The organism is Kitasatospora sp. NPDC127060 (genome assembly GCF_042724935.1).
Classification (GTDB): domain Bacteria; phylum Actinomycetota; class Actinomycetes; order Streptomycetales; family Streptomycetaceae; genus Kitasatospora.
Genome location: NZ_JBHXEG010000119.1, coordinates 1 through 20,390 on the forward strand (window position 1 = coordinate 1; position 20,390 = coordinate 20,390).

20 protein-coding genes are annotated in these 20,390 nt (G+C 72.5%); 10 read left to right on the plus strand and 10 right to left on the minus strand.

From position 1 onward, the window contains the following. Positions 1-226 precede the first annotated feature (226 nt). The 3 genes from ACFWIS_RS37875 to ACFWIS_RS37885 all read left to right on the plus strand — a co-directional run bounded on the left by ACFWIS_RS37875 (position 227) and on the right by ACFWIS_RS37885 (position 1,617). Entirely contained in the window at positions 227-634 is a 408-nt protein-coding gene (locus ACFWIS_RS37875) for a helix-turn-helix domain-containing protein (protein ID WP_380462439.1), read from the plus strand. Positions 635-636: 2 nt separating this feature from the next. Further along, positions 637-1,128 (plus strand): hypothetical protein, encoded by a 492-nt coding sequence (locus ACFWIS_RS37880; protein ID WP_380462440.1) that lies wholly within the window; start codon positions 637-639, stop codon positions 1,126-1,128. 144 nt (positions 1,129-1,272) lie between these two features. Next, positions 1,273-1,617: a DUF2516 family protein gene (locus ACFWIS_RS37885; protein WP_380462441.1), complete on the plus strand. Its 345-nt coding sequence runs from the start codon at positions 1,273-1,275 to the stop codon at positions 1,615-1,617. Positions 1,618-1,680: 63 nt separating this feature from the next. Here ACFWIS_RS37885 and ACFWIS_RS37890 read toward each other — a convergent pair whose 3' ends face one another. After that, positions 1,681-3,246 (minus strand): SpoIIE family protein phosphatase, encoded by a 1,566-nt coding sequence (locus ACFWIS_RS37890; RefSeq protein WP_380462442.1) that lies wholly within the window; start codon positions 3,244-3,246, stop codon positions 1,681-1,683. Between the two features lie 236 nt (positions 3,247-3,482). Between ACFWIS_RS37890 and ACFWIS_RS37895 the strand changes: the two genes are divergently transcribed. Next, positions 3,483-4,046 carry an O-acetyl-ADP-ribose deacetylase gene (locus ACFWIS_RS37895; RefSeq protein ID WP_380462443.1) on the plus strand — a complete coding sequence of 188 codons (564 nt, stop codon included), beginning with the start codon at positions 3,483-3,485 and terminating at the stop codon, positions 4,044-4,046. Between the two features lie 173 nt (positions 4,047-4,219). Here ACFWIS_RS37895 and ACFWIS_RS37900 read toward each other — a convergent pair whose 3' ends face one another. Beyond that, a complete protein-coding gene (locus tag ACFWIS_RS37900) occupies positions 4,220-4,849 on the minus strand; it encodes a DUF6215 domain-containing protein (protein WP_380462444.1) in 630 nt (209 codons plus the stop codon). Between the two features lie 194 nt (positions 4,850-5,043). After that, on the minus strand, positions 5,044-5,877 hold the full coding sequence (locus ACFWIS_RS37905) for a class I SAM-dependent methyltransferase (RefSeq protein WP_380462445.1): 834 nt from the start codon (positions 5,875-5,877) through the stop codon (positions 5,044-5,046). 227 nt (positions 5,878-6,104) lie between these two features. Here ACFWIS_RS37905 and mshA point away from each other — a divergent pair, with 227 nt between their 5' ends. Next, entirely contained in the window at positions 6,105-7,475 is a 1,371-nt protein-coding gene (mshA, locus tag ACFWIS_RS37910) for a D-inositol-3-phosphate glycosyltransferase (RefSeq protein WP_380462446.1), read from the plus strand. 61 nt (positions 7,476-7,536) lie between these two features. Beyond that, a complete protein-coding gene (locus tag ACFWIS_RS37915) occupies positions 7,537-8,049 on the plus strand; it encodes a YbjN domain-containing protein (RefSeq protein WP_380462447.1) in 513 nt (170 codons plus the stop codon). A gap of 97 nt (positions 8,050-8,146) precedes the next feature. Here the strand turns inward: ACFWIS_RS37915 and ACFWIS_RS37920 are convergent, their stop codons facing one another. Further along, the gene (locus tag ACFWIS_RS37920) at positions 8,147-9,475 is read right to left on the minus strand and encodes an MDR family MFS transporter (protein ID WP_380462448.1); all 1,329 of its coding nucleotides are present in this window, start codon (positions 9,473-9,475) and stop codon (positions 8,147-8,149) included. A gap of 149 nt (positions 9,476-9,624) precedes the next feature. Between ACFWIS_RS37920 and ACFWIS_RS37925 the strand changes: the two genes are divergently transcribed. Continuing rightward, positions 9,625-10,383, plus strand: coding sequence for a phosphoglyceromutase (locus ACFWIS_RS37925; protein ID WP_380462449.1), 759 nt, complete (start codon positions 9,625-9,627; stop codon positions 10,381-10,383). Between the two features lie 81 nt (positions 10,384-10,464). On the opposite strand, the gene ACFWIS_RS37930 is transcribed toward ACFWIS_RS37925, so the two are convergent. The 6 genes from ACFWIS_RS37930 to ACFWIS_RS37955 form a co-directional block, all read right to left on the minus strand. Beyond that, entirely contained in the window at positions 10,465-11,703 is a 1,239-nt protein-coding gene (locus ACFWIS_RS37930) for a tyrosine-type recombinase/integrase (protein WP_380462450.1), read from the minus strand. 177 nt (positions 11,704-11,880) lie between these two features. Then, a complete protein-coding gene (locus ACFWIS_RS37935; RefSeq protein WP_380462458.1) occupies positions 11,881-12,114 on the minus strand; it encodes a helix-turn-helix domain-containing protein in 234 nt (77 codons plus the stop codon). Between the two features lie 1,116 nt (positions 12,115-13,230). Continuing rightward, positions 13,231-14,541: a DUF3987 domain-containing protein gene (locus ACFWIS_RS37940; RefSeq protein ID WP_380462451.1), complete on the minus strand. Its 1,311-nt coding sequence runs from the start codon at positions 14,539-14,541 to the stop codon at positions 13,231-13,233. A 764-nt stretch (positions 14,542-15,305) separates the two neighbouring features. Further along, positions 15,306-15,554 carry a helix-turn-helix domain-containing protein gene (locus ACFWIS_RS37945; protein WP_380462452.1) on the minus strand — a complete coding sequence of 83 codons (249 nt, stop codon included), beginning with the start codon at positions 15,552-15,554 and terminating at the stop codon, positions 15,306-15,308. A 20-nt stretch (positions 15,555-15,574) separates the two neighbouring features. Next, a complete protein-coding gene (locus ACFWIS_RS37950) occupies positions 15,575-16,333 on the minus strand; it encodes a helix-turn-helix domain-containing protein (RefSeq protein WP_380462453.1) in 759 nt (252 codons plus the stop codon). Beyond that, positions 16,330-16,770 carry a hypothetical protein gene (locus ACFWIS_RS37955; RefSeq protein ID WP_380462454.1) on the minus strand — a complete coding sequence of 147 codons (441 nt, stop codon included), beginning with the start codon at positions 16,768-16,770 and terminating at the stop codon, positions 16,330-16,332. The genes ACFWIS_RS37950 and ACFWIS_RS37955 overlap by 4 nt, the downstream gene beginning before the upstream one ends. 224 nt (positions 16,771-16,994) lie before the next feature. Here ACFWIS_RS37955 and ACFWIS_RS37960 point away from each other — a divergent pair, with 224 nt between their 5' ends. The 3 genes from ACFWIS_RS37960 to ACFWIS_RS37970 all read left to right on the plus strand — a co-directional run bounded on the left by ACFWIS_RS37960 (position 16,995) and on the right by ACFWIS_RS37970 (position 20,337). Beyond that, on the plus strand, positions 16,995-17,840 hold the full coding sequence (locus tag ACFWIS_RS37960) for a sigma-70 family RNA polymerase sigma factor (protein ID WP_380462455.1): 846 nt from the start codon (positions 16,995-16,997) through the stop codon (positions 17,838-17,840). A gap of 3 nt (positions 17,841-17,843) precedes the next feature. Then, positions 17,844-18,653 carry a protein phosphatase 2C domain-containing protein gene (locus ACFWIS_RS37965; protein ID WP_380462456.1) on the plus strand — a complete coding sequence of 270 codons (810 nt, stop codon included), beginning with the start codon at positions 17,844-17,846 and terminating at the stop codon, positions 18,651-18,653. A 1,087-nt stretch (positions 18,654-19,740) separates the two neighbouring features. Beyond that, positions 19,741-20,337 carry a lytic polysaccharide monooxygenase gene (locus ACFWIS_RS37970; RefSeq protein ID WP_380462457.1) on the plus strand — a complete coding sequence of 199 codons (597 nt, stop codon included), beginning with the start codon at positions 19,741-19,743 and terminating at the stop codon, positions 20,335-20,337. Positions 20,338-20,390 lie beyond the last annotated feature (53 nt).

Sequence of the window (20,390 nt, forward strand, 5' to 3'; positions counted from 1 at the left end):
GTGACGGGTGATTTTCAGACCGCCAACGGCGAGCACCCCGCGCTATGAGGGTCGGCGGTCGGAAAATCACCCAGCCCCCGGAGCGCCCACCCCCGGAACCGCCCCCGGCACCACCCACCCTCCCGAAAGCCCACCCCCACAACAACAGCCCCGCGCAGCGGCCCCCCCGCTAGCCCCCGCTAGCACCCTGCTTGCAATTGCAAGCACAATCCCGCAAGCTACCCCCATGGCCTCCCTCAACGTCGGCTCCCTCGGCGAGTACATCCGCGAACAGCGCCGCAACGCGCAGTACTCGCTGCGCCAGCTGGCGGAGGCCGCCGGTGTGTCCAACCCGTACCTCAGCCAGATTGAGCGAGGGTTGCGCAAACCGAGCGCGGAGATCCTGCAGCAGATCGCGAAGGCGCTGCGGATCTCGGCGGAGACGCTGTACGTCCAGGCCGGGATCCTGGAGGAGCGGCGGGGTGAGGGCCTGGAGCTACGGGCCTCGATCCTGGCCGATCCGCTGATCAACGAGCAGCAGAAGCAGGCGCTGCTCGCGGTCTACGACGCCTTCCTCAAGGAGAACGCCGCTTCGGCCTCCACCCCGACGACCGACGGCGCGGCCACCCAGAACACCCACCGGGAGGACCGGTAAGCATGCCGATCACCGACGAGATCAAGAAGACCCTCACCGACCCGACCCCGCTGTACGCCCTGGCCGGCGCCGGGGACCTCGCGTACGAGAAGCTGCGCGAGGTGCCGGGCAAGGTCGAGGCGCTGGCGGCGGACCGCCAAGGCGCGCAGGAGTTGGCCACCGCCAGGCTGCACGAGGCGCAGGAGCTGCTGGCCGGCGCGCCGGCCAAGGTCACCGAGGCCGTCACCGCGTTCCCCACCGACCTGAAGGTCCTGCAGGAGCGGGCCCAGGGCTTCGCCCTGCAGCAGGTGGCCCGCGCGCTGGAGCTGGCCGTCCGCGCCAAGGAGACCTACGACGAGCTGGCCGAGCGCGGCAAGGTCGTGGTCGACAAGGCCCGGCCCCAGGCCGACCCCGCCCAGGCCCTCGAAGCCGAACTCGTGGACAACACCGCTCCCACCCCCGCCCCGAAGAAGCCCGCGAAGGCCCGGAAGAACACCCCCGACGCCACCGACTGACCTCACCCCGCCGCCGCCCGGAGCACCCGCCCGTCGCCCGGGGCACATCCACCGGCGGCGGGACGTTCACCCCGTGCGGGTGGCCGCCGTGCCAGGATGGGCGGCGGCCGGGGCGCAGCAAGCCGAGAGACGTAGGAGATCGCGATGACCGGAGTGTTCCAGATCCTGGCCTTTTCCTACCTGAACCCGTTCTGGTGGATGGCCGTGGCCATCCTCGGCTACAAGTTCTTCGCGCTGGTCGACGCGGCCACCCGCCGGGAGGACGCCTACCGGGCGGCGGACAAGAAGACCAAGGGCTTCTGGCTGGCCGTCCTGGGCATCAGCTTCGGCTGGGACCTGCTGTTCGGGGCGAACTTCCTCGGCAGCATCGGCACCCTGGCCGGCCTGGTGGCGTCGATCGTCTACGTGGTGGACGTCCGCCCCGCGATCCGGGCCCTGACCGGCGGCCACGGCGGCCGGAGCAACACCGGCCCGTACGGCCCCTGGTGAACCGAGCGGAACACCGCAGCCCGGGAGGGGAGTTCACCCCACCCGGGCTGCGGTCCGTCCGCCTCAGCCCAGGATCAGCTGCTCCGGATTCCGTTCCAGCAGCAGCACCGCGACGTCGTCGGTGAGCGCCCCGCCGTTCAGCTCCTCGACCTCGGCGATCGCGCTGTCGACCAGCCGCCCCCGGGTGAGCCCGGCGGCCTGGTGGTCGGCGATCAGGTCGGCGAGCCCGTCCTGGCCGAGGCGGCGAGACCCGGCCCCGACCCGGCCCTCGATCAGCCCGTCGGTGTAGAGCAACAGCCGCCATCCGGGCTGGAGTTCGAGTTCTTGGGCGGGCCAGGTGGCCGCCCCGTCGTGGCACGGCAGCAGGCCGAGCGCGGGCCCGGCGAGATCGGCGGGCAGGCTGGCCGGGGCATGGTCGCGGCCGAGCAGCATCGGCGCCGGGTGTCCGGCGAGGTAGAGGCGGGCCCGTTCGCGGCTGCCGAGCGCGCCGGGTTCGGTGCTCGGGTCGACGCCGGGTCCGCTGCTCCGGCCTCCGTCGGGCTCGCTGCTCCGGCTGCCGCTGGGCTCGATGACGAGCATGCAGAGCGTCGCGAAGATCTCGTCGCTGCGCCGTTCGTGCTCCAGCACGTGCTGGAGGGTGGTGAGCAGGGCCTCGCCGGTGAGGCCGGCGAAGACCAGGGTGCGCCACGCTATCCGGAGGGCGACGCCGAGCGCGGCCTCGTCCGGGCCGTGGCCGCAGACGTCGCCGATCACGACGTGGACGGTGCCGTCGTCGGTGCGCACGGCGTCGTAGAAGTCGCCGCCGAGCAGGGCGCGGCGGCGGCCGGGCCGGTAGCGCCGGGTGAAGGAGAGGCCGGCGCCGTCCAGCAGCGGGGTGGGGAGCAGGTGGCGCTGTAGCCGGGCGTTCTCCTGGCCGCGCAACTCGGCCTCGACCAGGCGGCGTTGGGATTCGTCGGCGCGCTTGCGCTCGACGGCGTAGCGCAGGGCGCGGGCCAGCAGCGGGCCGTCCGTCTCGTGCTTGAGCAGGAAGTCCTGGGCGCCCGCGGCGACGGCGGCGGCGCCGAGTTCGGCCCCGGCGGCGTCGGTGAGCACCACCACCGGCAGGTGCGGGGCGCGGCGGAGCAGTTCGTGCAGGCCTTCCAGGCCGGCCGAGGCCCCGCCGGCCCGGGCGGCGGGGGAGGCGAGGTCGAGCAGCACGCAGCCGAACTCGCCGCCGCGGTTGCGTCCGCGCCGGGCGGCGGGGGAGGACTGGGCGAGCAGTTGGGTGGCCTGTGCGAGGCCGCGGGCCCAGTGGATCTCGATCGAGGTGCCGCTGTCGGCGACCGCGGCCTTGATCAGTTGGGCGTCCGAGGCATCGTCCTCGATGACCAGTAGCCGCAGTGGCGCGGCGCTGCCGTCGACGGGACCGTCCGGGGCCGCCGGGGTGGGCGCCGTGCCGGCGGGGTGAGAGGGACGGCGGGTGCCGTGCGCGGTCCGGAGCGGCTGCGAGCGGGGGTGGGGTATCGGGGGAGTGGCCGTGGCCGGACCGGTGGTCGCCTGGCGGGTACGGGCATGGCCGACGGGGGCGCCGTCGTGGGCGCCCGGCAGGTCCGCGGCACCAGGTGCCCGCCCGTCTCCCGTTGCGGGCATCGGTGGTTCCTCCCTTTCCCCGACTGCGTAACGGTCGGCGTCCGTTCGCAGTGCCCGCCTGGCACCGCGCCTCGGGGAACTTCTCGCGACCATAACGTGATCTCCGGGGATTTCTCTGGCCGACCGGCGCCGTTGTGGCTATTGCCACGCCGGTAGCGGCGTGATGATCGGATTCGGACAATGGCTCGGATCCCGGTCCGGCGGCTGTCGGGCGGGCCCGGGGAAGGGGGCAGGTGATGGTGACGCGGATCACCCTGGTCGAGGGTGACATCACGGAACAGCGGGTGGACGCGGTGGTGAACGCCGCCAACTCGTCCCTGCTGGGCGGTGGCGGGGTGGACGGCGCGATCCACCGCAAGGGCGGGCCGCAGATCCTGGAGGAGTGCCGCCGGCTGCGGGCCTCGCACTGGGGCAAGGGACTGCCCACCGGGCGGGCGGTGGCGACCACGGCGGGCCGGCTGCCGGCCCGCTGGGTGGTGCACACCGTCGGGCCGGTGTACCTGGCGGAGGAGTACGAGGAGCGGGCTGGGCTGCTGGCCTCCTGCTATCGCGAGTCGCTGTGCACGGCGGCCGGGTTGGGCGCGCGCACGGTGGCCTTCCCGGCGGTGTCGGCCGGGATCTTCGGCTGGCCGCCGGCGGACGCGGCCCGGATCGCGCTGGGCGCCGTCGCCGAGGTGCTGGGCGGCGGTGACGCGCTGGCGGGTGCGGAGCTGGCGGAGGTGCGGTTCGTGCTGTTCGGGGCGGAGATGTACGGGGTGTTCGAACGGGCCCGGGAGGAGCTGCTCGGGCCGGAGGGCTGATACCCGGCGGTGGGGCCGGGCAGGGTGAGCGCCGGGCGGCGTGTGGTGTCGCCGCCAGGTGGGTCCATCGTGGCGTGACGAGGCGTCAACGCGCCAGAGATATTCGATAACTCGTTCGAGTGAAAGTCGAAGGGGAGGCCCGCGCCGCCCGTCCGACCGGACGACGTGCGGCCCTACGGGACCGCGACCCAGCCCGGGAGGTTCGGGATCACGGCCTCGGCGACCCGCTGCACGACCGCGTCCTCGACCTGCTTGCCGTCCGGGCGGAAGGCCGTGACCTCGAAGGCCCGGCCGCCCGGGTCCTTGGGGTCCTCGGCGATGACGAGCTTCCGCGAGGTCGGGCTGTCCTGGCTGCTCCTCCGGTTCGGGTCGAACAGCGTGATCGTCTGACCCTTGCTGGTCGCCGCAGGGTGGCCGAGGACGGTGACCGGGGTGGCGCCGGGCCACGTCCCGTCACGCATCGACCAGGCCGAGACGGGGCTCTCCGCGAGGCTGACGACGGTGCCCTGGAGGCGCACCTCCGCCCTGGCCTGCTTCCCCTCCTCCTTGAAGAGGCCCGGTCCGGCGGTCGAGACCCGGTCGTCCGGAGTGCCGAGCAGCGTCGGCAGGTCGGGGCGGTTGAGCGCGGCGCAGAACGCCGCGTAGTCCTTCGGGTCGTCCGTTCCGGCGGGCGAGCACGTGGCGTTCACCCGATCGGGCTTGAAGGCGCCCAGTGCCACCATCCCGGCCACGGCTCCACAGGCCAACACGATCGTGGCCCCCACCGCGATGATCGCCTTGTTGTTCCGCCCGCCCGTCGTCATCCCTGGACCCCCACGCACACAGCCGGTCCTCGACCGTTCGAGCACCCCCAAGCGGAGATGATCTTACGGTGCTCCGCCGCTCCGGCCAGGGCCGATGTCCCGGTCGACCTGGTCCGCTACGGCGCTACGGCGGTGCGGCGGCGCCTCCGCTCACCGGGCCCGCAGCCGCTCGACGGCCCGGCCTGAGCCGCCCGCTACGGCGCGAGCGCCGTCCAGGGCAGCGTGACCTCGCCCTGCCGCCACCGCCCGCGCGCGTCCACCAGCGGCCAGCTGCCCGCCAGCGCGGTGCAGGCCGCCACCCAGCGCTGTCGCGCCCCGAACGCCCCGTACGGCGCGGCCGCCGCCCAGGCCCGGTCGAAGTCGGTCAGGAAGGCGTGCACCGGACGCCCCGGCACGTTGTGGTGGATCAGTGCCTTCGGCAGCCGTTCGGCCAGGTCGGAGGGCTGGCCCAGGCCGCCCAGCCGGGCCGCGAAGGTCACCGTCCGGGGCCCCTCCGGCCCCAGCGCGACCCAGACGTGCCGCCGCCCGATCTCGTCGCAGGTGCCCTCGACCAGCAGCCCGTCCGGCGTGAGCCGGGCGCACAGCCGCTCCCACACCCCGGCCACCGCCGACTCGTCGTACTGCCGCAGCACGTTGGCCGCCCGGATCAGCTGGGCCGGCCCGCCGCCGTCCAGCGGCACCTCGAAGCCGCCGCGCCGGAAGGTGAGCAGCGGCGGCTCGGCGTAGGGCAGCGCGGCCGCGACCCGCTCCGGCTCGATCTCGATCCCGACCACCCGGACGTCGGGCCGCACCGTGCGCAGCCGTCCGGCCAGTTCCACCGCCGTCCACGGCGCCGCGCCGTAGCCGAGGTCGACCGCCACCGGCGGCCGCTCGGCGGCGCGCAGCGTCCGGCCCAGGGTGTGGGCGATCCAGCGGTCCATCCGGCGCAGCCGGTTGGTGTTGGTGGTGCCCCGGGTGACGGTCCCGACCGGCCGTCCGGTCCGTCCGCGGGCGGGCGCGGCGGTCGCGGGGTCGAAGGAGGCAGCCATGCCCAGAAGGGTAGTCGGCGCCCGCAGGGCCGGTCGGCCACCGCCCTGACCTGTACGGATGCCGCCCCGGCCGACCGGTCGCCGGGACCGGGAATGCCGGACGACCGCGAGGTGGTTGGCACACTGGTGGTGATGTGTGCCCGGGACGGGGCAGCGCACACCGGACATGCGGCGGCCCGTTCACGCGGACCGCCGAGACGGGCCGCACACGAGGAGGCTTCAGCCAGGTGATCCAGCACCCCGTCCGTTCGGTACGCCGTGCCCAGTCCGCCGCGCCCGCGCGCGGCCGGCTGCAGTCGCTGGTCCCGGGCCGCCGCCGCCCGCGCCGGATAGCCATGCTCAGCGTGCACACCTCGCCGCTGCACCAGCCCGGTACCGGGGACGCCGGCGGGATGAACGTCTACATCGTCGAGCTGGCGAAGCGCCTGGCCGAGCTCAACATCGAGGTCGAGGTGTTCACCCGGGCGATCTGCTCGGACGACGCGCCGACCGTCGAGCTGGCCCCGGGCGTGCTGGTCCGGCACGTCACCGCCGGGCCGTACGAGGGTCTGATCAAGGAGGACCTGCCGGCCCAGCTGTGCGCCTTCACCCACGGGGTGCTGCGGACGGAGGCGGGTCACCGCCCCGGCCACTACGACCTGGTGCACTCGCACTACTGGCTCTCCGGGCAGGTCGGCTGGCTGGCCGCGCAGCGCTGGGGGGTGCCGCTGGTGCACACCATGCACACCATGGCGAAGGTCAAGAACGCCGCGCTGGCCGAGGGCGACACGCCCGAGCCCGCGGCCCGGGTGATCGGCGAGACCCAGGTGGTCGAGGCGGCCGACCGGCTGATCGCCAACACCACCGAGGAGGCCGCCGAGCTGGCGCTGCACTACTCCGCCCGGCCGGACCAGCTGGCCGTCGTCCACCCCGGGGTCAACCTGGACGTCTTCCGCCCCGGCGGCCCGCGGGCCGGGGCCGACGCCCGGGCCCGGCTGGGCCTGCCGCAGGATGCCGCGGTGCTGCTGTTCGCCGGACGGATCCAGCCCCTGAAGGCGCCCGACGTGCTGCTGCGGGCGGTCGCCGCGCTGCTGGGGCGCCGTCCGGAGCTGCGCGAGCGGCTGGTGGTGCCGGTGGTCGGCGGGCCGTCGGGCACCGGGCTGGCCCGCCCGGAGAGCCTGCACAAGCTGGCCGCCCAGCTGGGCATCGGCGATGTGGTGCGCTTCCACCCCCCGGTCGGCCAGGCCCGGCTGGCGGACTGGTACCGCGCGGCGACGGCCCTGGTGATGCCCTCGTACAGCGAGTCCTTCGGCCTGGTCGCGCTGGAGGCCCAGGCCTGCGGCACCCCGGTGGTGGCGGCCGCGGTCGGTGGCCTGCCGGTCGCCGTGCGGGACGGCGAGTCCGGCACCCTCGTGCACGGCCACGACCCGATGGCGTGGGCGCACGCGCTGGAGCCGTACGTCACCGACCCGGCGCTGGTGGCCCGGCGCGGCGCGGCGGCGGCCCGGCACGCGGCGGCCTTCGGTTGGGACACCGCCGCGGCGACCACCGCCGAGGTGTACGCCGGCAGCCTGGCCCGCCCGGCCGGCCGGCTGGCGGTGGCCCGCCGCCGGGCCTGAGCGGCCCCGGCGGGTCCGCCCGGGCTGCCGGAGAGAGGTACCGCCGAGTAACGTCACCCCCATGGCAATCCGCACCAAGGACGAGGCCCTGACCCTCCTGCGCACCGCCCTGGACGACGCCGGGGTGGCCTGGGAGCCGGCCGCCACCGACCCGTACACCCTGGTGGCGACCCTCCCGGGCACCCGCAAGCTGAGCACCACCTGCGCGTTGCGGGTCGGAGACCACACCTTGTCGGTGAACGCCTTCGTGATCCGCCGCCCGGACGAGAACCACGAGGCCGTCTACCGCTGGCTGCTGGAGCGCAACACCCGTCTCTACGGCGTCGCCTATGCGATGGACGCGCTCGGCGACGTCTATCTGGCCGGTCGGCTGCCGCTGGAGGTGCTCACCCCGGACGCCGTCGACCGGCTGCTCGGCACGGTGCTGGAGAACGCCGACGAGCCCTTCAACACCCTGCTGGAGCTGGGCTTCGCCTCGGCGATCCGGCGCGAGTGGGAGTGGCGCACCAAGCGCGGGGAGTCCACCCGCAACCTGGCCGCCTTCGCGCACCTGGCCGCCCCGACCGCCGACTGACCGGGATCCGGCTGACCGACTCCCGCCCGCCGGCCGGACTCACTCCGACTCACTCCGACTCACTCCGACTCACTCCGACCGCCCCCGGCCGGGCCGCTCAGGCGCCCGCCGGAGCCTTCTCGGCCGCCGTGTCGGTCGCCGTGTCGGTCGCCGTCTCGGTCTCCGCCACCGCGACGGCCGCCACGCCCCCGGTGCCGCTCGCCCTGGCCGGGGCTCCGGACCGCTTCCCCAGCACCGCGTACCCGACCGCGGCGACCGTGCCGCACACACCGCACGCGCCCCACAGCACCCCGCCACCGGCGTCGTCCAGCACCACACCGCCCACGGCCGGGCCGAGGAACAGGGCGAGCGACCAGGCGAGCGAGTAGACGCCCTGGTAGCGGCCGCGCGCGTGGGTCGGGGACAGCTCGGCGACCAGACCCATCAGCGTCGGCGTGTAGCCGATCTCCCCGATCGTCCAGACCGCCACGGTGACGGCGTAGAACCACGCCGACGTCCCGGCCAGGGCCGTCATCCCGAAGCCCCAGCCGATCAGCAGCGCGGCGGCCGCCAGCATCGCCGTTCGACTGCGCCCTTCGACCCACCGGGTGAGCGGGATCTGCAGCAGCACGATCAGCAGCCCGTTCAGGCCGATGACCAGGCCGTACTGGGAGGAGGTGATCCCCCGCTCGCCCATGGCCACCGGGAGCGTGGTGGAGGCCTGCTGCATCACCAGGGCGAGCAGCAGGGTGAGCCCGACGACCGCCATGAAGCGGCTGTCGCGGATCACCGTGCCGAGGCCGACCGCCGGTTCATCCGCCTGCGCCGCCGGGGTGTCGGGCTTGGTCTCCGGGATCCTGACGAAGATCACCACCGCGCAGAGCAGCGTGGAGACCGCGTCCAGCAGGAACAGCGTGAGGTAGCCGTAGGTGGCGATCAGGCCGGCGACGGCCGAGGAGAGGCCGAAGCCCAGGTTGATCGCCCAGAAGTTCAGCGAGTAGGCACGGACCCGGTCGGCGGCCGGGACGATGTCCGCGATGATCGCCGAGATGGCCGGCCGGGTGGCGTTGTTGCAGAAGCCGACCAGGAAGGCCACCACGGCGATCGCCACCTGGCCGTCCGTGAAGCCGAGCACGGCGGTGCACAGGGCGGTGCCGAGCTGGGCGGCGACCAGGGTCGGCCGGCGGCCGACCCGGTCGGCCAGGATGCCGGCGACGATCGACGAGATCGCCGCGCCGAGCCCGAACAGGGAGGCGACCAGGCCCGCGTAGGAAGCCGAGTACCCCCGGTCGCTGGTGAGGTAGAGCGACAGGAAGGTGACCACGAACGCGCCGAGCCGGTTGACCAGCGTCGAGACCCAGAGCCACCAGAATGCCCGCGGCAACCCGCCCGCCGTCTCGCGGAGCATTCTTCGGAGCCGGGTGTCCGCGGCTGGGGCGACGAGCATGTGGGGCTCCCGAGGGCAGGCGTCCGCTGAGCGGCGAGGGCAGGCCCGGTCAGCCGACGGGTGTAAGTGGCAGATAGCCGCGGCACAGATTACACAGCCACCCAAGGTCCCCACCAGGGGTTTTCGGGCCCTCCACTAAGCTGGGGGCCATGGCTGACACGACGTACCGACTCATCCTGCTCCGTCACGGCGAGAGCCAGTGGAACCAGAAGAACCTGTTCACCGGTTGGGTCGACGTCGACCTCAACGAGAAGGGCGAGAAGGAGGCCGCCCGCGGTGGCGAGCTCCTGGCCGCCGAGGGCCTGTTCCCCGACGTGGTGCACACCTCGCTGCTGCGCCGCGCCATCCGGACCTCGCAGATCGCCCTGGACAAGGCCGACCGGCACTGGATCCCGGTCAGCCGCAGCTGGCGCCTGAACGAGCGCCACTACGGTGCGCTGCAGGGCAAGGACAAGGCCCAGACCCTGGCCGAGTTCGGCGAGGAGCAGTTCCAGCTGTGGCGCCGCTCCTACGACACCCCGCCGCCGGTGCTGGCCGACGGCGCCGAGTACTCGCAGGCCGGTGACGCCCGCTACGCCGACATCCCGAGCGAGCTGCGTCCGCGCACCGAGTGCCTGAAGGACGTCGTCGAGCGGATGCTCCCGTACTGGTACGACGCCATCGTCCCGGACCTCGCCGCCGGCAAGACCGTCCTGGTCACCGCCCACGGCAACAGCCTGCGCGCGCTGGTCAAGCACCTCGACGGCATCTCCGACGCCGACATCGCGGGCCTGAACATCCCGACCGGCATCCCGCTGGTCTACGAGCTGGACGCCGACTTCAAGCCGGTCGCCAAGGGCGGCCGCTACCTCGACGCGGACGCCGCCGCGGCCGCCATCGAGGCGGTCAAGAACCAGGGCAAGAAGTAACCCACCTGGCGAAACGGCCCCTCACCTGCGCGTTTGGCGCTGGTGAGGGGCCGTCGTCATTCCCGGGCCGTCTGTGGGCCGTCAGCCTTCGTGATCTTGGGGCGCGAAGACCCCTTCGATCGCCTTCCGCGCCCGGTGCCGGCTCTCCGGCATCAGGTGGGCGTACACCCGCAGCGTCAGCCCCGGATCGGCGTGGCCCAGGTACTCGCTGACGGCCTTGATGCTCTCCCCGGCGTCCAGCAGCACCGACGCGAAGAAGTGCCGGAGCGCGTGCATCCCGTGCTCCCGGGCGGACGCGTAGGACTCCCCCTTGCCCGGCGTCGGGATGACCCCGGCGGCGGCCAGCGCGGGCTTCCAGTGGTCTTCGTTCAGCATGCCGCGCCAGACGATCGAGTCGGACAGGCTGGTGAAGATCAGCCGCTTCGTGACCGGCGGTCCGCCCACCTTCATCCACGGCAGCGTGATCTCCACCGCCGGGAACCGCTCCATGTGGGCCCTGAGCGCGTCGGCGACCGGCCGGGGGAGCGGCACGCTCCGCAGCGTCCCGCCCTTCGGTGGCGCGAACACCGGCTTGCTCCGGCTCAGCTTGAGCTGCTGGGTGACGTGCATCGTGCTGTCGTCGAAGTCCAGCGCATCCACGGCCAGCCCCAGGATCTCGCCCTGCCGCAGCCCGCAGCCGGCGCCGACGTCCACCGTCGCCCGGTACCGCTCGGTCATCGCCTCCCGCACGGCGAAGACCCGCTCCGGCTCCCACGGGACGACCCGCCGGGCCCCGACGACCGGCGGGCGCACGGTCCGGGCGACGCACGGGTTCCGGAGCAGGATGCCGTCGTCCACGGCCGCGCTCAGCACGGCCCGGACGTTGGAGAAGATGACCCGGGCGTACGACCCGGACATGCCGCAGGTCTCCAGCTCGGCCACGAACTCCCGGATGTGGCTGGGCTGGAACGAGCTGAGCGGCCGGGCCCCGATCCGCGGGAAGGCGTGCCGCCGCAGCTGCGACTGCATCGAGGCCTGCGTGTTGGGGTCGCTGGTCTGGCTCCTCAGCCAGTGCTCGGCGAACTCCTGGAAGGTGGTCTTCGCCGTCGTCGGGTCGAGGTACTGCCCGCGCGACATGTCGGCCTCGATCCGGGCCAGCCACTCCTCCGCCTGGCGCTTCTGCCGGTCGGGGAAGCTCTTGCTCTTCTCGGTGCCGTCCGGGGCGACGTATCGGGCCCGGTACCGCTTGCCGGTGCCGTAACGGTCGGTGCGGACGCGCCGCGGCTTGCCGTCGGGGCCGGTCTCGGTCTTGTACCAGCGGTCCTGGATGTGTCCGGCCATGGGCCAGCTCCTTGTGGTGGGATCTGTAGCGGGGTGCCAGAGGGGCGGAGATCAGGTGCCAGCGGGGGTGACAGGGGGTGCCAGTCGGTGCCTGTCACCCCTCGCGCGCACGCGTTACCTGGGGAAAACGGCCTGAGGTGACAGTCACCGACTGGCGCCTGTCACCTGACAGTTGGCCTAGGCGGCGGCCTGGTGGGTCTGGTCGGTGACCCACTGGGCGACGACGTCGGGGTGGTAGCGGAGGTGTCGGCCGACGCGGAAGGCGGGCGGGCCGGTGCGCTTGCGGCGCCACTGGTAGACGGTCTCCAGCGGGACGCCGAAGAGGGCGGCGACGTCCTCGGGGGTGAGGAAGCGGGTGGGCAGGGCGACCACGGTGGGTCGCGGGTCGTCCGGGGTGCGGCGGTTGGCCACGGTGTCCTCCTTGGTGGTTGGGCTGTCGTCTGCCTGTCGCCTCACCTGTCTGTCACCTGTCGCCTGTCACCTGTCCTGTCGCCTGTCGTCCGCAGGTCAGGGGGTGGTTTCGGGGCTGTGGGGCCTGTTTCGGGGTGGGGCGACAGGCGACAGGTGACAGGTGGGTCGGGCGGACGGTGCCGGGCCGACCGGGGTGGTTGCGGTGGGTGATGGCGTCGGGGGTGTCAGGGCGGGTGTCAGAGCTGTCAGGACCGTCAGAACGGTCCTCGGGTGGTCGGCCCGGAGGCGTCAGGGCCGTCAGGACGGTCGGCGGTGGGGTGTCAGGGGCGTCAGAGCGGGCGTCAGGTGGACGTCAGAAGCCGTCAGACGGGGTGTCAGACGGGGGCTCCTCGCGCGCGTGCGCGCGTTACCCGGGGATCTGGGCGTCAGGGCCGTCAGACGGTTTCTGACACCTGGGGCCTGACGGCCAGGTGTCGGTCCTTCGGTGACGCTGTGTGTCGGCCGGAGGCTCCTTCGCGCGTACGCGTGCACGCGTACGTGGGGCTCCCGGAGTCACGGAGCGGGCGGTGATGATGAGCGCGGAGCGTGACCTCCCACCCACCCCCCACCCGGCCGGAGAGCGGCCTCCCGGGCCCCTGAGCGGGTGGGGGAGGGTCTTTCTCGGGTGGGGGGTGGGTGGGGGGTGGTGACGGCCCGTTGCCGGGGTCGGTGCGTGGGTGGTTCGGCCGGCGGGCCGGGTGGCGGTGTGGCGCGGGCTTGAAGAGGCCACCCGCCCGCCGGGGGCGGGGTGGTTTCTTCTGCCCGGCCGTGCCGTGGTGGGGAGCGCGCTCGGGGCGTCGTGGCGGCCGGTGGGGCGTCCGGTGCGCTGGACGGTCGGGCGGGGCTGGTGCTGGTGGGGCGGGTCATGGCGGTGGTCTCCGTTCTGGGGTGCGTGGTGGAAAGGGTGGAAAGGTTGGAAAGGGATCTGACCTGCGGTTTTGTCTGGTGGAAAGCGGGGTGGAAAGGGGTGGAAAGGGTCGGGGGCTGCGGGCGGTCGGGGGCTTTCCACCCCTTTCCACCCGCCTTTTCACCCGGCGTTTTCGCAGGTCAGCGGGCTTTCCACCCTTCTCACCCTTTTCACCCGGGGGGTGCGAAGAGGTAGACGGTGCGGTGGCGGCCGTCGCCGGGCACCTGGACGGCGGCGAAGCCGGGCAGCTCGCACAGGCGCGCGGTGAGGTCGGAGCGGTAGGCGGCGTTGCGGCGCTTGAACAGCCGGTACACCTCGTCCCCGGTCAGCCCGTTCGGCCCGGCCGCCTTCACGGCGGCGGCGAGCTTGTCCAGGTCCGGGTCGCCGGTGCCCTCGACCATGGCGCCGAGGATGTGGGCGGCGCTGGCGCGGGCGTAGCGGACGAGGGCCCAGGCGGCGCGGAGGTGGGCTTCGCCGATGCGGTCGGTGTGGTCGGTGAGGGCGTAGACCATGGCCGTGCGCTTGGCGTAGGGGGCGGCGCGGGCGGTGAACTCGGCGAGCGGGCCGTCGTCTCCCTCGTCCCCGCACAGCGCCGGGTAGACCTCCTCGCGCCAGAGCTGCGCGGCCTGCTCGGTGAGCTGGACTTCGCCGACCTGGCGGGCGTCGCTCAGCACGGTGCGCCAGGCGGAAGCCAGGTTGTCGATCAGCCCGTCCGGGGCGCCGGTGGCGTCGGGCAGCAGCAGGTTGCGGTGCACGAAGACCGGCAGGAAGCGGTTGTAGGTCCCGCCGGCCATCTCGGCGTCCTGCATCTTGGCCCGCAGCTCGCGCGGGGAGATGTGGCCGATGACGGCGATGTGCGGGGCGGTGGCGGACAGGGCCTCGCGGTTCATGACGCCGAGGTCTTCGCCGTTCCAGGCCTGGCGCAGGATGCCGCTCAGGGATGAGCCCTCCCGGCGGCCGCGGGCCATGGTGACGCCGTACTCCGACTCGACCACCCACAGGCGCTTGTCGGTGACGCCGGGGTCCTTGTCGCCGTCGCCGTCGCGCACCGCCTCGATCAGGCCCTCGCCGGAGGAGAGGCCGGAGCGGGCGTTGACGGCGATGAAGTCCGGCACGGCGGCCGTCAGCAGGCGCTTGACGGTGTTGGTGGCGGCGCCCTTGCGCCCGGCGGCGGTGGCGCCGACCGTGAGGGCCCAGATCAGGGCGGGGTGGCGGTCGTTGCCGATCCACAGGAACGGCCTGGGGCCGATCGCGGCCCCGGCGGCGGACAGCAGGTTCACCAGCACGCCCACGGGGTCGGCCTCGCTGGTGGGGTCGAGATCGCGGACGGTGTCCCCGGCCCAGCCGCAGAACACCTCCGGGTCCGGGACGGGGCCCGGCCTCTCGGGGCGGTCCAGGCCGGTGGCGGGGTCGTACATCGGGTTCGGCTGGGCCTGTGGTCGGCCGTCAGCGGCGGGGGTGGGGAGGGTTTCGACAGACACGGGTTCTCCGGCGGGTTCGCGGGGCGGGTCGGCCTGGGCGGGCGGGTGGTCGGGTGGTGGGTCGCGCACTGCTCGGACTCCTTCGACGGGGCGCTCACTGCCCCCTTAAGAGCGCTTCTCCTTGGGGGAGTTGGCGGTGCTGGGTCGGGCACGCTCGCCCCGGTCCGCCGAGGAGAAGCGCTCTTAAAGGGGGAGGTGTTCACCGGCCGCCGGATCGTGCTCACGGGCGCTCACGGCCGGGCTTGAAGAGGCCACCGCCGGGCCTGAAACGGCGGCGGGGGTCGAGTGCCGGCGGGGCTGGAGAAGCGCTTCTCCAGCCCCGGTGTCCACCGGCCCTGAGCCGGGCGCTCACCGGTGTTCACCGGCTCTGGCCTGCGGTTTCGGGGCCGCCTGTGGGCGTTTCAGCCGCGCCCCGGGCCGTTTCAGGGGCGGGTCCGGGCGTTTCAGGCCCACCCGGTGAGCGGGCCGTGAGCGGGGTGAACACCCCGGCGTTCACCGGTGAACACCCGCCCGGGCCGGGTGCCGTTTCAGGCGCGGCGGTGGCCTTTTCAGGTCCGCCCGCCCCGGCTTCAACGGCACCCTGTGAGCGGCCCGTGAGCGGTGGTGAGTGCCCGGGTGTTCACCGGTGAACACCCACCCGCGCGGGGCGCTGTTTCAGGTCCACCGGCGGCCGTTTCAGGCCCGGCTGTCCGGGTTTCAGGACCACCCGGTGAGCGGGCCGTGAGCGGGCGTGAGCACCGCTGAGCGCTGCTGAGCGGGGGCTGTCAGCCCGCGATGCCGGTGATGCCGACAGGGACGTTCAAGTCCTTCAGGTAGGCCCTGAAGACCGAGCGCTGGACACGGATGTGGGAGCCGATGCGGTAGTGCGGCAGGCGGCCGGAGTTGATCTCGCGGTGCACGGTCCACTTCGTGGTGCCGAGCGCGGCGGCGATCTCCTTGACCGTCAGCGGCTCCCGGCTGGTGTAGCTGACCAGCTCGGCGAGCGAGGGCAGGTTCGGGCTGGGGTTGTTCATGGGTGCTCCGGAAGTGGTGGTCAGGCGGCGGCGAGGCGGCGGGTGTGCACCAGCGGCACGGCGGTGGTGAAGACGTGGTCCAGGCCGAGGAGGTAGGCGCCAGTGAGCGGGGCCTGTTCGAGACGCTTGAGGTGCAGGACCGGGGCGGCGGCCGGCGGGCAGCCGTCCACCTTCGGCATCACCAGCAGCTGCTCGTCCGCCCGCACGACGTCGTTCGCGATGCCGCCGTGGCGGACCAGACGGACGCCGGGAACGTGCTGGAGGACGGTGTAGAGGTCTTCGACCAGCAGCAGGCGGGTGGCCTCGTTCTGCGTCGCCGCCTGCGTCGGGTCCGGCAGCGCCAGGCGCACCCGGACCCCGGCGGCGGCGCGCTCGGCCAGCAGCTCCACCAGGTCGGGGACGGCGTCCGCGAGGAACAGCCCGCAGGACAGCGCCAGGTCGATCCGGTCGCCCGCACCGCGCAGCAAGGTGGCCCACAGCCCGGCCGGGGCGGCGCCCCGGGTCGGGTACCAGGCGAGCAGCTCGTCCCGGGGCTGCGCGCTGCTCTTGCGGCGGCTGCCGAGGGTCGGCCAGACCTCGTACGGGTCGACGTGCAGCAGCTTGGCCACCTCGTGGGCGTGGCGGGCGTGCGGGCTGCGGCCGGGCTCGTTCAGCCACCGCTCCACCGTGCGCGGGTCCATGCCCACTTCGCGGGCCAGGCCCTCGATCGTCATCTTCGAGGCCACCAGAGCGGCCCGCAGCCGGGCGTTGCCCGCCGTGTTCGTCAGCGCGGTGTTCACGCCGCCACCGCCGTACGGGCGGCCGGGGCCACCAGGGACAGGGCCGGGGCGGCGGGCGGCTGCGGGGCGCTCATCCCGAAGGTGCGGGTCACGGCCTCGGCCACCAGCTTCGTAGAGGCGTAGAACGGCCGACGCGGGTGCGACAGGGCGGTCTCGGCCAGCTCCGCGAAGTCCTCGATCTGGCGGATGTCGGAGCTGACGAGCGCGAACCGCAGCGCCTCCGCCAGTTCCTCGGACTTCGCCAGGTCCGAGGTGGTGAGCATCATCTCCGGGTGGAAGGCCAGCAGGCCCACCAGCTCGAAGAACCGCAGCGACATCGACACCCGCACCGACAGGCGCGGCTCGGTCTCACCCCGGTCCGCCTCGCCGAACAGCGAGACGTTGTCTTCGACCGAGCCGACCGTCAGCGACGGCTGCGAAACCAGCGGAGCGTGCATGATGGAACTCCCTTCACCGGGGCACGAAGCGGCGTACTGACTTGGCGGTTGGGGCGCCGCTTCGCTGCGTTTGGGCAGGTCAGAGAAATGCTAAGCCCGTTTCCCGTGCTGCTTAGGGGGGCTTTCGCTCTCTCGCGATACCCAAGGTAGGCAGATGCCATCTGTGCGTCAAGCCCCTCTAGCGGTAGGCTTGCTTCGCCCCCCTAAGCGGCGAAGGGATCACGATGCACGAAGAGCTTGAACGGGTGGCCAACGTGGCCGTCCCGATCGAACGGGCCAAGGCGGCGATTGCCCTGATGGCCGACTACCAGAACCGGGTGGTCGAGCTGTCCCGTGTTCGCCGGGAAGCCATCGAAGAGGCGTCGGCGACGGGCATGTCGCAGACCGAAATCGCTGCTCTGCTCGGCGTAAGCCGTGGGCGCGTCGGTCAGCTCGCGTCGGCCGGCCCCGCGCCGGAGCGGGCGTTCTTCGGCCTAGGCCCGATGACCGTGGCGGTCGGCGGCAAGTACGAGGCGGGGAAGTCCCTGGATGAGAACCCAAGCCAGGTCGTGACCAGGGAAGACCTGAACAACTACGAGCACCTGCGGAAGCTGTTCACCGGTCTCAAGCTCGACTCCGCCTACGAGGTCATCCCGCCGTCCGGCATCGTGAACCTGAACCGCGAGCACCTGGTCGTCATCTGCGGGCCGCGGCTGTCCCCGATCGTTGCCCAGGTGCTCGAAGGCGACGACAACCTGCGGTTCCGCAAGGACTCGGCCTGGCACCTGGTGGACCTGCGCACCGAGACCGAGTACCGCTCCCCGCTCGACGTGGACGGCACGGCCGGGGACGTCGGGTACCTCGCTCGGCTTCCCCGACTCGATGGCAAGGGGACCTTCCTGTACATCGCGGGCATCCACGCGATCGGCGCGAACGGCGTCGTGCACTACCTGGAGAACCACCTCAGCGAGCTCTACCGCGAGGTTCGGGCGAAGCGTTTCTCCACGCTCATCTCCTGCCGTTACGACCCGCAGACCCTGGAAGTTCTGGAGAGCAGCAGGGTCACTCCGATCTACCGACACGAGGGCTGACAGATGCGCGTCTCCATCGCCACCGCTCCGGGCGGCGCAAACCCGAACGAAGACTGGGTGGCGGCCACGCCCACGCTCGCCGTCGTCCTGGACGGCCTGAGCACGGCCGGGCTGGACACCGGCTGTCGGCACGGCGTCCCGTGGTATGTCGCCCAGTTGGGCGGCCACCTGGTGGCCGCACTGGCAGAGCCCGGCCGGCCGCTGGCGGACGGGCTGGCGCAGGCCCTCGACCAGGTTGCCGCGCTCCACCCCGGGTGCGACCTCGGCAACCCCGGTACACCGTCGGCCACGGTGTCGGTCCTGCGGGCCGGGGCCGACAGCTTCGACTACCTGGTTCTCGCTGACTCGCCGATCGTCTTCGAGCGGGCCGACGACTACCAGGTGGTCACCGACCTGCGGGTGGACACCGTGGTGCCGGAACTCCGCGCGGAGACGGAACGGTTCGCCACCGGCACGCCGGAGCACAGTGAGGCCGTCCGCCGGATGGTCGAGGCCCAGCGGCTCACCCGGAACACCCTGGACGGCTACTGGGTGGCCGCATCCACCGGCGAAGCCGCTCGCCACGCGCTGACGGGTGCGGTGCCGCTCGATGACGTCCGCTCGGTGGCCGTGCTGTCCGATGGGGTCTCGCGCCTCGTGACCGAGTACCGCACGGCATCCTGGACGAACGCGTTCGCAACGCTCCGGGAGGCTGGCGCGGACGGCCTGATCTCGGAGGTCCGGAAGACCGAGGCCACGGACCCGGACGGGCGCCGCTGGCCGCGCTTCAAGTCCGGCGATGACGCGACCGTGGCGTTCTGCCAGCTGCCCTGAGCGGGACCAGCTTGGGCCGTCACGCCGATCGGGCCAGCTGGTTACGGAACCTGGCACTGCTCTTCCGTATCTGGTCCGACCTGCCTGTCAGGAATGCCCGATGGGGCTAATTGCAGTGAAGCGCGAGTGGAATTTTTTCATGTGATCTGCGCCACTGGATATATGGCACAAGATGGGGCATTCCTGGCGGGTGAGAGCACGTTTTATGTGGTATTTTTTCTCGCGTCGGACCGGGCTGTTCTCGGCATGTGGTAGAGGGCTATCTCTCCAGGTCAAGAACCGATTTGGCGGCGCGACGTGCCATTGAAGCGCCGTCGGGCCGACCGGGACTTCTTCGCCAAGGAGGTCCTCTTCCCTCTCTTTCAGGCCCGCTGGATGGCTTGCTTTAACCGGGTGGTGACTGGCCATCATGGAGCCTCAAGCAAGAAGCCCGCGCACGCCGCCCAGGGGGTCGAAACCAGGAGCGACGCGTGCGGGCTTCCGACACCATGGAGGTATCCCCATGAGTCTGACTCCTATCCCGTATCCCCTGTCAACTATCGACCTGATGCCGTGGGCTGTCGCGGTCATTGTGGTCGTCATCGTTCTCGCGGTGCCGGCTGGGTACCTGCATCAGGCGCTTGTCGATAGCACTGCGCTCGCTGCGCTGCTCGTGGGCGGCGAGCGAGCTTCCCGGGTGGGACGAAGCTAGCTTCTGGGCCGTCTGTGGGCCGTCCGGCGTCGATCAAGGGCGGCCAACGATGACAACTGTCGACGGCTCAACCCCAGGTCAGAGCCCCTTGATCAGGCCCGCAAAATCGACAGGCCAGACCCAGGGCAAGAAGTAACCCACTTGCCGTGAAGGCCCCGCTCCCGGCTTCGCTGGGGGCGGGGCCTTCGTCGCCCAACCGGCTTGTAGCGGGCGGAAGTTGGGGCTCTGCCCAAAATGGTTCAGACCATTGACGGGCGCCCGTGCCGGCTCCTACCGTGGGGGCACCGGGCTGGCGCAGGCATGCCAAGGGTTCCCCCATGTCCCGGCCGCCGCACCCCCAACGCGCGCGCGTCTGCGCCCCGGCGCACTCTCCATCCACCCCCACGGAGGAGCACCATGCGCACACGTCATCTGGTCGGGGCGGCCGTCGCCGCGCTGGCGATCCCGCTCACCCTGGCCTTCCCGGCCCAGTCCCACGGCTACATCACCGGCCCGCCCAGCCGGGCCGCGCTCTGCGACGCGGACGCGAGCGCCGTCCCGTGGGACTGCGGCGACATCCAGTGGGAACCGCAGAGCGTCGAGGGCCCGAAGGGCTTCCCGGCGGCCGAGCCCTCGGACGGCACCATCTGCGCCGGCGGCAACTCCCGCTTCGCCGAACTGGACGACCCGCACGGCGGCGCCTGGCCGACCACACCGGTGACGGCAGGCCAACAGCTCACCTTCACCTGGAAGTTCACCGCCCGGCACGCGACCACCGACTTCGAGTACTACCTCACCAAGCCCGGCTACGACGCCTCCCAGCCGATCACCCGGGACAGCCTCGACCTGACGCCCTTCCTGACCGTCCCGTACGGCGGGCAGCAGGTGCCGAGCACCCTCAGCCACACCGCGACCGTCCCCGGCGGGCGCACCGGGCACCAGGTGGTCGTGGCGGTCTGGACCATCGCCGACACCGGCAACGCCTTCTACTCCTGCACCGACGTCCGGTTCTGACGATCCGGGCGGCCAGGGGACGAGGCGTCCCGGGGTGCACGGGCGTGCACCCC

What these genes read in the sequence shown, in the direction of transcription:
- ACFWIS_RS37875 (WP_380462439.1), top strand. Translation starts at nt 227, where the DNA reads ATGGCCTCCCTCAACGTCGGCTCCCTCGGCGAGTACATCCGCGAACAG.
- ACFWIS_RS37880 (WP_380462440.1), top strand. Translation starts at nt 637, where the DNA reads ATGCCGATCACCGACGAGATCAAGAAGACCCTCACCGACCCGACCCCG.
- ACFWIS_RS37885 (WP_380462441.1), top strand. Translation starts at nt 1,273, where the DNA reads ATGACCGGAGTGTTCCAGATCCTGGCCTTTTCCTACCTGAACCCGTTC.
- ACFWIS_RS37890 (WP_380462442.1), bottom strand. Translation starts at nt 3,246, where the DNA reads ATGCCCGCAACGGGAGACGGGCGGGCACCTGGTGCCGCGGACCTGCCG.
- ACFWIS_RS37895 (WP_380462443.1), top strand. Translation starts at nt 3,483, where the DNA reads ATGGTGACGCGGATCACCCTGGTCGAGGGTGACATCACGGAACAGCGG.
- ACFWIS_RS37900 (WP_380462444.1), bottom strand. Translation starts at nt 4,849, where the DNA reads ATGACGACGGGCGGGCGGAACAACAAGGCGATCATCGCGGTGGGGGCC.
- ACFWIS_RS37905 (WP_380462445.1), bottom strand. Translation starts at nt 5,877, where the DNA reads ATGGCTGCCTCCTTCGACCCCGCGACCGCCGCGCCCGCCCGCGGACGG.
- ACFWIS_RS37915 (WP_380462447.1), top strand. Translation starts at nt 7,537, where the DNA reads ATGGCAATCCGCACCAAGGACGAGGCCCTGACCCTCCTGCGCACCGCC.
- ACFWIS_RS37920 (WP_380462448.1), bottom strand. Translation starts at nt 9,475, where the DNA reads ATGCTCGTCGCCCCAGCCGCGGACACCCGGCTCCGAAGAATGCTCCGC.
- ACFWIS_RS37925 (WP_380462449.1), top strand. Translation starts at nt 9,625, where the DNA reads ATGGCTGACACGACGTACCGACTCATCCTGCTCCGTCACGGCGAGAGC.
- ACFWIS_RS37930 (WP_380462450.1), bottom strand. Translation starts at nt 11,703, where the DNA reads ATGGCCGGACACATCCAGGACCGCTGGTACAAGACCGAGACCGGCCCC.
- ACFWIS_RS37945 (WP_380462452.1), bottom strand. Translation starts at nt 15,554, where the DNA reads ATGAACAACCCCAGCCCGAACCTGCCCTCGCTCGCCGAGCTGGTCAGC.
- ACFWIS_RS37955 (WP_380462454.1), bottom strand. Translation starts at nt 16,770, where the DNA reads ATGCACGCTCCGCTGGTTTCGCAGCCGTCGCTGACGGTCGGCTCGGTC.
- ACFWIS_RS37960 (WP_380462455.1), top strand. Translation starts at nt 16,995, where the DNA reads ATGCACGAAGAGCTTGAACGGGTGGCCAACGTGGCCGTCCCGATCGAA.
- ACFWIS_RS37965 (WP_380462456.1), top strand. Translation starts at nt 17,844, where the DNA reads ATGCGCGTCTCCATCGCCACCGCTCCGGGCGGCGCAAACCCGAACGAA.
- ACFWIS_RS37970 (WP_380462457.1), top strand. Translation starts at nt 19,741, where the DNA reads ATGCGCACACGTCATCTGGTCGGGGCGGCCGTCGCCGCGCTGGCGATC.